General features: G+C 69.6%; 10 protein-coding genes. 3 read left to right on the top strand and 7 right to left on the bottom strand.

What is annotated here, in order from left to right; genetic code table 11:
- Positions 1-574: 574 nt before the first annotated feature.
- Positions 575-2,788 carry an ATP-dependent DNA helicase RecG gene (locus tag G531_RS0115850; protein ID WP_051215600.1) on the bottom strand — a complete coding sequence of 738 codons (2,214 nt, stop codon included), beginning with the start codon at positions 2,786-2,788 and terminating at the stop codon, positions 575-577.
- Between the two features lie 85 nt (positions 2,789-2,873).
- Positions 2,874-3,059 carry a 50S ribosomal protein L28 gene (gene rpmB / locus G531_RS0115845; RefSeq protein WP_026927981.1) on the bottom strand — a complete coding sequence of 62 codons (186 nt, stop codon included), beginning with the start codon at positions 3,057-3,059 and terminating at the stop codon, positions 2,874-2,876.
- Between the two features lie 235 nt (positions 3,060-3,294).
- On the opposite strand from rpmB, the gene G531_RS0115840 reads away from it, so the two are divergent.
- Positions 3,295-6,453, top strand: a complete 3,159-nt coding sequence (locus G531_RS0115840; protein WP_162143187.1) for a PQQ-dependent sugar dehydrogenase — start codon at positions 3,295-3,297, stop codon at positions 6,451-6,453.
- A gap of 11 nt (positions 6,454-6,464) precedes the next feature.
- Here G531_RS0115840 and G531_RS24845 read toward each other — a convergent pair whose 3' ends face one another.
- A complete protein-coding gene (locus G531_RS24845) occupies positions 6,465-7,001 on the bottom strand; it encodes a TetR/AcrR family transcriptional regulator (protein WP_051215599.1) in 537 nt (178 codons plus the stop codon).
- 84 nt (positions 7,002-7,085) lie between these two features.
- Between G531_RS24845 and G531_RS0115830 the strand changes: the two genes are divergently transcribed.
- A complete protein-coding gene (locus tag G531_RS0115830; protein ID WP_026927979.1) occupies positions 7,086-8,102 on the top strand; it encodes an NAD-dependent epimerase/dehydratase family protein in 1,017 nt (338 codons plus the stop codon).
- 33 nt (positions 8,103-8,135) lie between these two features.
- On the opposite strand, the gene G531_RS0115825 is transcribed toward G531_RS0115830, so the two are convergent.
- Entirely contained in the window at positions 8,136-9,809 is a 1,674-nt protein-coding gene (locus G531_RS0115825; protein WP_026927978.1) for a ribonuclease J, read from the bottom strand.
- Positions 9,810-9,870: 61 nt separating this feature from the next.
- Between G531_RS0115825 and G531_RS0115820 the strand changes: the two genes are divergently transcribed.
- Positions 9,871-10,428: a GNAT family N-acetyltransferase gene (locus G531_RS0115820; RefSeq protein WP_026927977.1), complete on the top strand. Its 558-nt coding sequence runs from the start codon at positions 9,871-9,873 to the stop codon at positions 10,426-10,428.
- Here G531_RS0115820 and G531_RS24840 read toward each other — a convergent pair.
- From G531_RS24840 to G531_RS0115805, 3 genes are all read right to left on the bottom strand, one after another.
- Complete coding sequence (locus G531_RS24840) at positions 10,425-11,126, bottom strand: LmeA family phospholipid-binding protein (RefSeq protein ID WP_026927976.1); 702 nt, start codon at positions 11,124-11,126, stop codon at positions 10,425-10,427. The two genes, G531_RS0115820 and G531_RS24840, sit on opposite strands and share 4 nt — an antisense overlap.
- A complete protein-coding gene (gene dapB, locus G531_RS0115810; RefSeq protein WP_026927975.1) occupies positions 11,126-11,872 on the bottom strand; it encodes a 4-hydroxy-tetrahydrodipicolinate reductase in 747 nt (248 codons plus the stop codon). The genes G531_RS24840 and dapB overlap by 1 nt, the downstream gene beginning before the upstream one ends.
- Before the next feature lie 118 nt (positions 11,873-11,990).
- Positions 11,991-14,222 carry a polyribonucleotide nucleotidyltransferase gene (locus G531_RS0115805; RefSeq protein ID WP_026927974.1) on the bottom strand — a complete coding sequence of 744 codons (2,232 nt, stop codon included), beginning with the start codon at positions 14,220-14,222 and terminating at the stop codon, positions 11,991-11,993.
- Positions 14,223-14,308 lie beyond the last annotated feature (86 nt).

Raw genomic sequence — 14,308 nt, 5'->3', positions numbered from 1 at the left:
GCTCGCAGGTCCGGATCCGGCCCGCGGCCCCTGCAGCACCCGCGCCACCGAACTCAACCCGCGCCACCGAACTCAACCCGCGCGATCGCCGGCAGTGGCGCCACGAGCGACCTGACACCCGCCGGACTTGACCCCGCCAATGACAGGCAGCACCAGTTTGCACAACAGCCCCATTTCGAGCCGTTTTGCGCAACGAATGTCATCTCCCTGTCAGGTTCGTCCTGATCGACTCCCCCACCCCGCCGCCGGCGACCCAGCCCCCACCGCACGGCGCCTCGGCCGAGCGCCCGCCCCGGGTCAAGTCCTGTGCGGTGATGGTCGCTGCGTCCTCACTCGCATCGCGGGACGGACCGCCAGCCGCCCGGATCAGGCGCCGGCACGGCCGGACTTGACCCCGGCGGACACCTGCCCGCGTCGGCAACGATGCCGACGCGACGGAGCCAGTCGCGACGCGACGGAAACAGCGTCCCGCGCGTGTTCCACCAGGTGCGAGATCACCTTTGGAGTCGCTGGGTCGCCGACGCCCTCGCAGGAAGCGGGTCCACCTCCCCAGCCATCGCGGGAAACGGTACGCCTACACCCGATCCAGCCAGTCCGCGGCGGCCTGATCCTCGATCTGGGCGACGATGTCGGCGATCCCCGGATCGGTCCGGTCGGGGTCCCGCTCGGCCCACGCGGTCGCCGCGTCCCGGGCGGTCTCGATCAGTTCGGTGTGGTCCAGCACCCGCAGCAGCCGCAGGCTGGAGCGACGCCCCGACTGGGTGGCGCCCAGCACGTCCCCCTCCCGCCGCTGCTCGAGGTCGGCGTCGGCCAGCGCGAAGCCGTCCCGGGTCGCGGCGACGGCGACCAGCCGATGCGCCGCCGGGCTGTCCCGGGCCTCGGCCGGCAGCTGGGTGAGCAGCATGCACACCCCCGGATGGGACCCACGCCCGATCCGGCCGCGCAACTGGTGCAACTGGGAGATCCCGAACCGCTCGGCGTCGCAGATCACCATCACCGACGCGTTCGGCACGTTGACCCCGACCTCGATCACCGTGGTCGCGACCAGCACCGCGGTCTCCCCGGCCGCGAACCGGGCCATCGTGGCGTCCTTGTCCTCGGCGGAGAGCTGCCCGTGCAGTTTCTCCATGCTGATCCCGGCCAGCGGTCCGGCAGCGAGTTCGGCGTACAGGTCCTCCACGGTGTGTGGGACGATCCCGGCGGTCTCCTCGGTCCCGGCCAGCGCCTCGGCACTGGTGTCCTTCTCCGCGATCCGCGAGCAGACGATGAACGCCTGCCGGCCCGCCGCGACCTCTTCGGCGACCCGTTCCCAGACCCGGCGCAACCAGGCCGGATTGTCCTCCGGCACCACGGTGGTGGTGACCTCCGAGCGCCCGGCCGGTACCTGGGCCAGGGTGGACACGTTCAGGTCCCCGAAGATCGTCATCGCGACCGTCCGCGGGATCGGGGTGGCGGTCATCGCCAGCAGGTGCGGGCGGGTGTCGGCCTTGGCGGCCAGCGCGGCCCGCTGTTCGACCCCGAAGCGGTGCTGCTCGTCGACCACGACCAGCCCCAGGTCGGCGAACTGCACCCGGTCGGCCAACAGGGCATGGGTGCCGATCACGATCCCGGCCTCCCCCGAGGCGATCTCCAGCAGCGCCTTCTTCTTGCGCACCGCCCCCATCGACCCCGACAGCAGGGTCACCCGGGTCGCGTCGGTCGCCGCATCGAGGGTCCCGGCGCCGGCCAGGTCCCCGAGCTGATCGACGATGGTCCGGTAGTGCTGGGCGGCGAGCACTTCGGTGGGGGCCAGCAGGGCAGCCTGGCCGCCGGTGTCGACCACGGCCAGCATGGCGCGCAGCGAGACCAGCGTCTTGCCCGAGCCCACCTCGCCCTGCAGCAGCCGGTGCATCGGATGGGACTGGGCCAGATCGGCGAAGATCTCCTCGCTGACCCGCTCCTGCCCCTCGGTCAGGGTGAACGGGAGCCGGGCATCGAAGGCCGCCATCATCCCGTCGGTCCGCCGCGGCCGTGGGGTGGCGGGCTGGGAGGCACTGCTCACCCGTCGGTACGCCATCGCCGCCTGCACCGCGAACGCCTCGTCGAACCGCAGCCGGCGTTGCCCGGCGGCCACGTCCTCGCGCCGGGAGGGCCGGTGCACCCCGCGCAGCGCGGTCTGAAAATCGACAACACCGGCGGCGTCCCGGATCGCTGCGGGCAGCGGATCGGGGACCTCGGCCAGCAGATCCAGCACCAGCGCGACCGACTCCGCGATGGCCCACGTCTTCAGCTTGCGGGTGGCGGGATAGACGCTGATCATGCCGGCCCGGGCGGTGCTGGCCATCGCCAAGTTCTTCTGCGCCCCGGCGAGGATCTCCCCTTCCGGTCCCAGGACGACGAAGTCGGGGTTGGTCAGTTGGGGCCGGCCGTCAAAAGAGGTGACCTTCCCGGCGAAGATGCCACGCCGGCCTTCCTGCAGCACCTGCTGCCACCAGGTGATGTTGTGCTGACGGCCGAAGAACACCACCGGGAGCACGGCCCGGCCGTCGGTGATCGTTCCGGTCAGCCGGGGGTGCGCGCCCCAGGCTACCGAGGTCCGGCCGACGAAGGCGACCACGGCGGCCTCTTCACCGATCTGCAGTTCGCCGAGGTTGGAGGACTCGGTGCCGCCGAAGTAGCGCCGCGGGAGGTGGCGGACGAGATCACCGACGGTGTAGACCCGCAGCGCCTCGAACTCGGTGGCCGTCTTGGCCCCCAGTACCTCCGCCAGCGGCCGGGTCAGCTCCTGGTACGCCGGGGTCCGATACATGAGCGAAACCCTAACCGGTGCCCGGGGAAGAAAAAAGGACCCGCCCACACGGGCGGGTCCTCGGACAGGCGTCTCGGGGCGGGGCTCAGCGGCCGACCTTACCGGCCTTGAGGCAGGAGGTGCACACGTTCATCCGCTTGGAGGTGCCACCCGCCACGACCTTCACACGCTGGATGTTCGGGTTCCAGCGCCGCTTGGTCTTCTTCTTCGACCAGGGGACGTTGTGGCCGAAGCCCGGTCCCTTGGCGCACACGTCGCATACGGCAGCCACTGGTGCTCTCCTGTTACTGATGGTGATGGTGACAATGCTGGTTCGAAGGACCGAACCGGCAACCGGAAAATCATATCCGAGCCCTCCCGATGCGCCAAATCGTTGGGCGGGTCGGGCTCCACCGCAGACCCAGCGTACCGCCGACGCCCCCGAGGGCACACTCCGGAAAGAACCTTTGCGACACCTTTGCAATATCCCTTATGTCCCCAGAATCATCTGCCAATGTTACCGATCAATGGACCATCAACCGGGGGATGGATACGACATGGTGCGTCGGGTCAAAGGTGTCACGAAGCTGCTGTTGATCATGGCCCTGTTCGTGCCGATCGGGGTGACAGCGCTGCCACGGGAGGCATCGGCCGCTGTCCCCGCGGGGTTCAGCGTCACGTCGCTGCCGACCGGTATCGGTCAATATGACCTGACCGATTTCGAGTTCACCCCGGAGGGCGGCTGGTTCAGCGCCGCAAAGTCCGGAAAGATCAATTGGACCTCAGCCACCGGCGCCGTTCGCACGGTGAAGGATCTGACGGCGGTGACACCCACCAACGGAGATTCCGGCCTGACCGCGGTGGCTCTGGCTGCCGATTACGCCACCTCCCCGGCGATCTACACCGTACGGGCGAACCGCGCGAACGGGATCGATGAGCACGTGGTCAGCCGCTGGCAGGTGCAACTCAACAACGCCGGGGAACCGGTCGGCCTGGGCGCGGAGACCCGGCTGGTGTCGGTGCCGATGCGCTACACCGTCCACGTGACCACCGACGTGTTGGTGGGTCCGGACGGGAGTCTGTGGATCACCGTCGGCGACTACACCAGCTATGAGCGGGCCGAACCACGGGGCTTCGACACCTACAACCCGGATCAGCCCTACGGGAAACTGCTGCGGATCAATTCCGACGGCTCCGGGGTCACCTCCAATCCCTACTACGACGCGCAGAATCCGCAGAGCTGGCGCAGCCGGGTCTACGCCACCGGCTTCCGCAGCCCGTTCCGGGTCCGGATGCATCCGACGCTGAATCTGCCGATCGTCGGTGACGTCGGCTGGAACACCACCGAGGAGATCGACGTGGTCCGCCCCGGCGGCAACTACGGCTGGCCCTGCTTCGAGGGCCCCAACCCGACGCCGGAATACCGGGACATGGCCGAGTGCGCCGGCGCCGGCACCGAACTCCCCCTGTTCTCCTACAACCGCAGCGCCGGCATCGGCACCTCGGTCACCGGCGGCATGGTCTACCAGGGCACGGACTATCCCCAGCAGTACCGCGGCACGTACTTCTGGGGGGACTATTCCGGCGGCAAGGTGATGACCCTGCGGATCAACGACACCGGTACCGACGTCTCCGAGCTGGCGCAGTTCTCCACCACCGACGGCGCACCGGTCTCGTTCAAACCGGCCCCCAACGGCGACGTCACCTTCGCCGACATTGCCTCCGGCAAGGTCAAGCGGATCCGATACGGCGCCGCCGCGCCCGACCTGAGCGTGCAGTACGCCACCACTCCCTCCGGTTCCGGCGGCCGGGTGGAATTCACCGCCACCTCCGCCGATCCCACCGAGGTGCCCGGGGCGTACCGCTGGGACTTCGGCGACGGCACCCCCGAGGTGACCGGCCCCGCGGCCACGGTCGCGCACGAGTACGCCGCAGCCGGGCCGTACGCCGCCCGGGTCACCGCCACCTACTTGGCCGCCGAGGTGACCCGGACCCTCACGGTGTACCCGGCGAACCACTCGCCCCGGCTGGACCTGACCACCCCACCCGACAGCACCCTGTTCGCGGTCGGGGATGAGATCCGCTTGCAGGCCACGGTGACCGATCCGGACGAGGCCGCTCCCCTGCCGGTGACCTGGACCACCACGCTGCGCCATTGCACCGGCGAGTTCTACTGCCACATGCATCCGGGCGCCAGTGCGACCGGGCCGCAGTACGTGGCCCCGTTCGTCGATCACGGCGACAGCACCACGATGATCATCCGGGCCGAGGCCACCGATTCGGTGGGGGCCACGGTGTCGCGCAGCTGGGTCGCCCGGCCGAAGCTGCGTACGCTGACTCTGACCAGCAACATGGACGTCCCGTTCTCGGTCAACGGGATGGTCGGGTCCACTCGCAGCATCACCGTCGGCAGCGACGCGGGCCTCTCCGTGCCGGCCCGGCTGGACGGGAATGCGACGTTCACCGGATGGAGCGACGGGGCGAGCGCCAATGTGCGAACCCTGCGGATGCCCGACGCCGACGTGACCCTCACCGCCACCTTCGAGTCCGAGATCACCCGGCGCTATGCGGCCGAGCCGGCGTTGCGCACGGTGCTGGGTGCTCCGATCGGACCCGAGATCGCCCTGGGTGACGGGCGGATGCAGGCGTACCAGCATGGCCAACTGCACTCCTCGGCCGGATCGGGGGTGCACGAGGTGCGCGGCGGAATCCTGGACACCTATCTGGCGCAGGGCGGCCGCGCGCGCCTGGGCGCCCCGACCAGCGACGAGACCCCCACCGCGGACGGCGCCGGGCGCTACAGCACCTTCGCCGGCACCGCCGGCGTGGCCGGGCCGCGGATCTTCTGGAGCCCGCAGACCCCGGCTTCGCTGGTGCTGGGTCCGATCGGCGATACCTACAGCGCGCTGGGCAGCGAACGCGGGACGCACGGCTACCCGACCAGCAATCAACTCACCACCCCCGACGGGCGGGCACTGTTCAACCGGTTCCAGAACGGCGCGATCTACCAGCGCGTGCCCGGCGGGCAGGCCCACAGCGTGCGCGGTGCGATCTACCAGCGCTGGGCGGGAACGGGCTGGGAGACCGGTCCGCTCGGCCTGCCGATCACCTCCGAGGCCCCGACCGCCCCGCGTCCGGGCTACTACAGCCACTTCGAGGGCGGCTCGGTCTTCTGGTCGGCGACCACCGGCGCGCACGAGACCCACGGCGGAATCGGCGATGCGTACCGCCGGCTGGGCTACGAACGCTCCGCCCTGGGTTTCCCGACCACCGACGAGGCCCCGACCGGGGACCGGTCCGGTTACTACAACCACTTCGAGACCGGCTCGATCTTCTGGTCCCCCACGACCGGCGCACACGAAACCCACGGCGCCATCGGGGCCAAGTACGCCGCCCTCGGCTACGAACGCTCACCCCTGGGGTATCCGGCCACCGACGAGGCCCCGACCGCAGGGAACACCGGCTACTACAACCACTTCCGCAGCGGCTCGATCTTCTGGTCCCCCACCACCGGGGCGCACGAAACCCACGGCGGGATCCGGGACACGTACGCAGGGCTCGGCTACGAGCGCTCCCGGCTCGGCTTTCCCATCAGCGACGAGTACGTCGTCCCCGGCGGGTGGCGCTCGGATTTCCAGGGCGGCTCCATCGAATACCGCGCTGACGGGCAGGTGATCATCGGCTGACACCCTCGGGTTCAGGCGAGCAGTTTCGCCACGGTGAAGTCGACCAGGCGGACCAGTTTCTCCTGGTCGGCGATCCGTTCGCGGAGCCCGTCGACCGCGGCCAGAACGACCTCGGCCCGCTCGGCGGGGTCGCTCACCCCGGCCTCGGTGAGCAGGATCGTCAGGTTCTCCTGGGCCAGCCGGTGCAGGTCGGTGATCGTCTCCGGGGCGATCCGAGCGAACTCGGCGTGCAGTTCGAGCGCATGCGGGGAATCCCCGAGCAGCGCCTCCATGGCCCGGTACTTGGTGCGCAGCGCGCTCCGGGCCCGCTCGACCGGGTCGCCGGGCTCGCGCAACGCAGCGGCGAAGGAGTCGCGCGCCTGGCTGACCACGCGCTCGCCGATCACCCGCAGCAGGGTCTCCTTGTCCGGGAACCGGGCGTACAGCGTCGGTTTGGCGACCCCGGCAGCGCGCGCGATCGCCTCCATCGTGGTCGCCCGGAACCCACGGGCGACGAACAGTTCCTGCGCGGCGGCGAGGATCGCCTCCGCGCGATCAGGCCTGGCCATCACACCCCCTTGCAATTGAACGAACTGAACGATTATCGTTCATATCGTAAGTCGTGGACACCCCCGAACTCCCCAGGAGACCTCATGTCCGACCTCATCGTAGTGACCGGGATCACCGGATTCCTCGGCAGCCACCTCGCCCGGACCGCCCTCGAGGCGGGGTATCGGGTCCGGGGATCGCTGCGCGATCTTGCCCGGGCCGACCGGATCCGCGCCGCCCTGGCCGACGCCGGGACGCCGGTGGACCGGCTGGAGTTCGTCGCCCTCGACCTGACCCGCGACGCGGGCTGGGCCGACGCGATGGCCGACGCCCGCTACCTGCTGCACGCGGCCTCCCCCTTCGTGACCACCATGCCCCGCGATCGCGACGACCTGATCCGACCGGCCGTCGAGGGCACCGAACGCGCGATCGGTGCCGCGCTGGCCGCCGGGGTGGAGCGGATCGTGCTCACCTCCTCCAGCGTGACCATTTCGCACGGGCGCGGCCGGCACGGCAAGCCACACCTGAGCGCCGCGGACTGGATCGACGAGCACCCGGGCCCGAAGACCGCGTACGCCGAATCGAAGACCCGTGCCGAGCGGCGCGCCTGGGACCTGGTCGCCCAGGAACCCACGCGGCTCGCCGCGGTCAACCCCGGCTTCATCACCGGCCCCACCCTCGACGACGACCCCGGCACCTCCGGGGCAACGATCCTGCGTTTCCTGCGCGGCAATTTCCCGGTGGCACCCGACCTGAGCCTGCACGTGGTCGACGTACGGGATGCCGCCGCCGTCCATGTCGCCGCGCTGACCGATCCCGCCGCGGCGGGACAGCGGATCCCCACCAGTTTCGAGTCGGTCGACATCTACGGCATCGGCCGGATCCTGGCCGCCGCGCACCCGGCGTACGCCCGCCGGATGCCGCGCTGGCGGGCTCCGGACTGGCTGATCCGAGCGTACGCCCTGCTCGACGGGGACGTGCGCGCCAACGTGTCCGAGCTGGGCTACCGGCCCACCCTGGACGCGACGCTGGCCCGGCAGTTGCTCGGGCGTACGCCGATCAGCGCCGCGGCCTCGATCACCGACATGGCCGACGGCCTCCTGGCGCGCGGGCTGGTCTGAGAGCGAGCCGGTCGAAGAGCGCTCCCGGACGGGTCAGGTGGTGATGACCACCGGGACGATCATCGGACGGCGGCGGAACCGCTTGTTCACCCAGCGGCCGATCTTGCGGCGCATCACCTGCTGCAGCCGGTGGCTGTCCTCCACGCCCTCGCCGAGCGCATCGGCCAGCGCATCGGCGATCTCGCCGCGGATGCTGTCGAACACCGCGGGGTCCTCAGCGAAACCGCGGGCCTGGATCTCCGGCCCGGAGATGACCTGCCCCTGGCTCAGCGAGACGACCGCGATCACCGAGATGAAGCCCTCCTCGCCCAGGATGCGCCGGTCGGTCAGGTCCGACTCGGACAGATCACCCACGGTGGAGCCGTCCACGAAGACATAGTCGGCGTCGATCTGGCCGACCACGCGAATCGGCTTGTCCTTGCGCAGTTCGACGACCATGCCGTCCTCGACCACAGCGATATTGCGCTGCGGGATGCCGGTACTGCGGGCGAGTTCGGCATTGGCGTGCAGGTGGCGCATCTCGCCGTGCACCGGCATCGCATTGCGCGGTTTGACGAGGTTGTAGCAGTAGAGCAACTCGCCGGCCGAGGCGTGCCCGGACACGTGCACCAGCGCGTTGCCCTTGTGGATCACCCGGGCGCCGAGCTTGGTCAGGCCGTTGATCACCCGCCCCACGGAGTTCTCGTTCCCGGGGATCAGCGAGGACGCGAGCAGCACCGTGTCACCGGACTCCAACTGGATCACCGGATGCTCGTGGTTGGCCATCCGGGCCAGCGCCGACAGCGGCTCGCCCTGGGAGCCGGTGGAGATGATGACGACCTTGCGCGGCTCGTACTTGTCGATGTCCTTCAGGTCGATCAGGGTGTTCGGCGGGACGTGCAGGTAGCCCAGTTCCTCGGCGATGCCCATGTTCTTCAGCATCGAGCGGCCGACGTAGACGACCTTGCGGCCGTACTCGACCGCGGTGTCCATCACCTGCTGGACCCGGTGCACGTGGGAGGCGAAACAGGCCACGATCAGGCGCTGCTTGGAGGTGGCGAAGACCCGCTGCAGGGCCGGGGCAATGTCCCGCTCGGGCACGGTGAAACCGGGCACCTCGGCATTGGTGGAGTCGACCATGAACAGGTCCACGCCTTCGGTCCCGAACCGCGCCATCGCCCGCAGGTCGGTGAGCCGGTGGTCCAGCGGCAGCTGGTCCATCTTGAAGTCGCCGGTGTGCAGGACGTTGCCGGCAGCGGTCCGCAGCATCACGCCGAGGGCATCGGGGATGGAGTGGTTGACCGCCATGAACTCGCACTGGAAGCCGTCGAGTTCGACCACATCGCCCTCGGTGACCGTCCGCAGGTCGGCATTGCGGATCCGGTGTTCGCGGAGCTTCCCCTTGACCAGGGCCAGGGTCAACTGGGTCCCGAACAGCGGGATGTTCTCCCGGCGCCGCAACAGGTAGGGCACCGCGCCGATGTGGTCCTCGTGGCCGTGGGTGAGGATCAGCCCGACGACGTCCTCGAGCCGGTCGTCCAGCGCCTCCAGGCCGGGCAGGATCAGGTCCACCCCCGGATGGGAATCCTCGGGAAACAGCACCCCACAGTCGATCAGCAGGATCTTCCCGTTGATCTCCAGCCAGGCCATGTTGCGTCCGACGTCGCCGAGACCGCCCAGCGGAATGACCCGAAGGGTATCGGCGGCCTGGGGCCCGGGGGGTGACAAGCGATCGACCATAACGCTCAGCGTATCCAACTACCACCGGGGCAGCGTTAGCATTCTGCGGGTGAACACGGATTCAGAGCACCCCACTCCGGAGGGCTTCGTACGCCTGGCCCTGCCCGGGGAAGCGGCGGCGATCGCCGAGATCCAACGACGCTCCTGGGCCGGTGATGCCGACACCGGGGACCTGGTCGCCGAGCTGGCGGTGGATCAGCTGGTCCGGATGTGGCAGACGGCGATCCTGCGGCCCCCGCTGGCGACCTTCCGGGTGCTGGTCGCGGTGGAGCGTACGCCGGGCCGGGAACGGGTCACCGGGTTCGCGGCGCTGTCGCCCAGCAGCGATCCGGATTCCCACGAGGCCGACGATGCGGAGGTCGAGGAGTTCGTGATCGACCCGGAGCGCCGCGGGCACGGGCACGGGTCCCGGTTGATGCAGGCGGTGGTGGACACGCTGCGGGCCGACCGGTTCACCCGGGCCACCTGGTGGATCCGCGCCACCGACGACCGGCTGCGTACCTTTCTCACCGGGGCCGGTTGGGACGCCGACGGGGCCCATCGGGAGGTCGGCACCGATGACGGCAGCATCCGGATCAAGCAGATCCGGATGCACACCGGCATCTAGACGGTGACGTCGGCGCCGCTGATCCCGACCGTGGCGCCGGATTCGGTGACCGTCAGTGAGGTCGCGGTCAGGCCGTGCGGGAGCTGCAGCGTCGGCAGGGTCACGCCGAACTGGGCCAGATTGACCGGAATGTTGGCCCCGTCGACGGTCACCCGGACGTCGTCCAGTTGCAGCCGCTGGGTGGCCGGGTCGATGCTCGGTACGCCGGTGGCCACCACATCGCCGCGGCGACCGTACACGTCGGCACTCATCGCCGCCCGGATCATCCCGCGGCCATCGGCGGAGGTCCCGCCGTAGCTGATCGGCAGCCGGGTCAGGTCGGACAGGCCCGCATAGCTGAGCTCGACGGTGCCGTCGAGCCGGTGCACCCGGTAGCCCGAACCCGCCTGGCTGACCTCGGCCAGCGCCAGGTCGTACCGGTTCAGCTGCAGCGTGCGCTGCTCGTACGCCAGCTCGGCGGATCCGCCCTGCACGGTGATCCTGTCGAAGGTGCCGGCGGCGTACTGGGTCAGGAACGGGATCCCGGTGATGTCGACCGCGGGCCGCTGCTGGGTCCGGAAGATCCCGGCGAGCTGCGTGGCGACCCGGTCCTCGGCGTACTTGTCCAGCGCCCGGTCGGCGACCACCGCCCCGACGACCAGCAGGATCACCACCACGAGCAGGGCGATCCCGCAGCCGCGGGTTCGGCGCCGCGCCATCAGTCCTCCTGGATGCCGAGCACCGACTCCAGTCCGATGGTGAGGCCCGGCCGCTCGGCAACGGCGCGTACGGCAGCGAGCACCCCGGGCATGAAGGAGACCCGGTCCAGCGAGTCGTGCCGGACGGTGAGGGTCTCGCCCTGGGCGCCCAGGTGCACCTCCTGGTGCGCGATCAGGCCCTGCAGCCGGACCGAGTGCACCCGGACCCCGTCGAGGTCGGCGCCCCGCGCGCCGGGGACCTCCTGCTCGGTGGCATCCGGCATCGGCGCACAGCCTGCCTTGGCGCGGGCGGCGGCGATCTTGGCGGCGGTCGCGGTGGCCGTCCCGGAGGGGGCGTCCTTCTTGTTCGGGTGGTGCAGTTCGATGATCTCGACCGATTCGTAGAACGGCGCGGCGCGGCGGGCGAAGTCCATCATCAGGATGGCGCCGATGGAGAAGTTCGCCGCGACGATCACGCCGACCTGCGGCTTGGCGGCGAGCAGTTCGCGCAGTTCAGCATAGCGCTCAGCGGTGAATCCGGTGGTCCCGACCACCGCATGGATGCCGTTGTCGATGCACCAGCGCAGGTTGTCCATCACGGCATCGGGGGTGGTGAAGTCGACGGCCACCTGGGCTCCGGCCGCCCCGGCGCGGTCATCGCCGAAATCGATACCGGCGGCCAGTTCCAGGTCGGCGGCCCGGCTCACCGCACGACACACCTCGGCCCCCATGCGGCCATTGGCCCCGAACACGGCAACGTCCATCACGTCAGTTCCTTCCTGGGTCGGATCAGTACAGCCTCACCCTAGTCGGTGACGCGAACTGCCCGGCGGCACAGGGCCACCGGGCAGTTCGGGCGGGTGCGCTCGGTCGGCGCAACCGGACTCAGTCGTCGTCGCCGTCCTCGGCGTCGTCGTCCGCGTCGGTATCGGTGTCGTTGTCCTCCAGCACCGGGATCAGCGACAGCTTGCCGCGGTCGTCGATATCGGAGATCTCGACCTGGAGCTTCTGCCCGACCGAGACCACGTCCTCCACGTTCTCCACCCGCTTGCCGTCGGCCAGGCCGCGCAGCTTGGAGATGTGCAGCAGGCCGTCCTTGCCCGGCAGCAGCGACACGAACGCACCGAAGTTGGTGATCTTCACCACGGTGCCCAGGTAGCGCTCGCCCTTCTCCGGCATCGTCGGGTTCGCGATCGCATTGATCGTGGAGCGGGCGGTCTCGGCCGCCTCACCGGCGGAGGCACCGATGTAGATGGTGCCGTCGTCCTCGATGGTGATGTCGGCGCCGGTGTCCTCCTGGATCTGGTTGATCATCTTGCCCTTCGGGCCGATGACCTCACCGATCTTGTCGACCGGGATCTTCATGGTGATGATCCGCGGCGCGTACGGGGACATCTCGTCGGGGGCGTCGATCGCCTCGGCCATCACCTCCAGGATGGTCAGCCGAGCCTCGCGGGCCTGCAGCAGCGCGGCCGCCAGGACGTCGGCGGGGATCCCGTCGAGCTTGGTGTCCAGCTGCAGCGCGGTGACGAACTCGCTGGTCCCGGCGACCTTGAAGTCCATGTCTCCCAGGGCGTCCTCGTCACCGAGGATGTCGGTCAGCGCGACGTAGTGGACCTCGTCGTCGATGGTTTCGCTCATCAGGCCCATCGCGATGCCGGCGACCGGTGCGCGCAGCGGGACACCGGCGTTGAGCAGCGACAGCGTCGAGGCACACACCGAGCCCATCGAGGTGGACCCGTTGGAGCCCAGCGCCTCGGAGACCTGACGGATGGCGTACGGGAACTCCTCGCGGGTGGGCAGCACCGGCACCAGGGCCCGCTCGGCCAGCGCCCCGTGGCCGATCTCGCGACGCTTGGGCGAACCGACCCGGCCGGTCTCCCCGGTGGAGTACGGCGGGAAGTTGTAGTGGTGGATGTAGCGCTTGGAGTCCTCGGGCTGCAGCGTGTCGATCTTCTGCTCCATGCCGAGCATGTTCAGCGTGCTGACCCCCAGGATCTGGGTCTCGCCGCGCTGGAACAGCGCCGAGCCGTGCACCCGCGGGATCACGCCGACCTCGGCCGACAGGGTCCGGATGTCGCGGACGCCGCGGCCGTCGATGCGGACCTTCTCGGTCAGCGTGCGGTGGCGCACGATCTTCTTGGTCAGCGCCTTGATCGCGCCGCCGAACTCGAGCTCACGATCGGGGAACTGCGGGGCCAGCTTCTCGATGACGTCCTTCTTGATCGCGCTGGTGGCGTCGTTGCGCTCCTGCTTGTCGGCGATGGTCATCGCCTCGGCGATCTTGTCGGCCGCCTCGGCCTCGACCGCGGCGTACAGGTCGTCGCCGTAGTCGGCGAAGATCGGGAACTGCGCGGTCTCCTTGGGGAACTGCGCGGCCAGTTCGGCCTGCGCGTCGCACAGGGCCTTGATGAACGGCTTGGCGGCCTCCAGACCGCCGCCGACGACGTCCTCGGTCGGGGCGGTCTTGCCGGCCTTGACCAGGTTCCAGGTGCTCTCGGTGGACTCGGCCTCGACCATCATGATCGCGACGTCACCGTCGGCGACGACGCGGCCGGCCACGACCATGTCGAACACGGCGTCCTCGAGCTGCTCCACGGTCGGGAAGGCGACCCACTGATCGTCGATCAGCGCGATCCGGACGCCACCGATGGGGCCGGAGAACGGCAGCCCGGCGAGCTGGGTGGACATCGAGGCCGCGTTGATCGCGACCACGTCGTAGAGGGCGTTCGGGTTGAGCGCCATGACGGTCACCACGACCTGGACCTCGTTGCGAAGGCCCTTGACGAAGGACGGACGCAGCGGACGGTCGATCAGGCGGGCCGCCAGGATGGCGCCCTCTCCCGGCCGACCCTCGCGGCGGAAGAACGAGCCGGGGATGCGGCCCGCGGCGTACATCCGCTCTTCGACGTCGACGGTCAGCGGGAAGAAGTCGATGGAGTCACGGGGGTTCTTGGCCGCCGTGGTGGCCGACAACAGCATGGTGTCGTCGTCCAGGTAGACCGCGGCGGAGCCGGCGGCCTGGGGGGCGAGCAGTCCGGTCTCGAACCGGACGACGTGCTTGCCGAACTTGCCGTTGTCAAGAATGGCTTCGGTGAACTTGGGATCTCCCGACACGGGATTCCTTTCTGCATGGCTGCGCCGCCGTCCCCTTGGACGGAGCCCACAGCCGGGTTGTTGTCTCGTCTTTGTGTCAACGCACA

The organism is Granulicoccus phenolivorans DSM 17626 = NBRC 107789 = JCM 15570, assembly GCF_000423085.1.
Taxonomy (GTDB): Bacteria; Actinomycetota; Actinomycetes; order Propionibacteriales; family Propionibacteriaceae; genus Granulicoccus; species Granulicoccus phenolivorans.
The sequence above is the reverse complement of the archived record's forward strand: the minus strand, read 5'-3'. Positions and strand labels throughout refer to the sequence as shown.

What these genes read in the sequence shown, in the direction of transcription:
- G531_RS0115850 (WP_051215600.1), bottom strand. Translation starts at nt 2,788, where the DNA reads ATGTATCGGACCCCGGCGTACCAGGAGCTGACCCGGCCGCTGGCGGAG.
- G531_RS24840 (WP_026927976.1), bottom strand. Translation starts at nt 11,126, where the DNA reads ATGGCGCGGCGCCGAACCCGCGGCTGCGGGATCGCCCTGCTCGTGGTG.
- G531_RS0115830 (WP_026927979.1), top strand. Translation starts at nt 7,086, where the DNA reads ATGTCCGACCTCATCGTAGTGACCGGGATCACCGGATTCCTCGGCAGC.
- G531_RS24845 (WP_051215599.1), bottom strand. Translation starts at nt 7,001, where the DNA reads ATGGCCAGGCCTGATCGCGCGGAGGCGATCCTCGCCGCCGCGCAGGAA.
- G531_RS0115840 (WP_162143187.1), top strand. Translation starts at nt 3,295, where the DNA reads ATGGACCATCAACCGGGGGATGGATACGACATGGTGCGTCGGGTCAAA.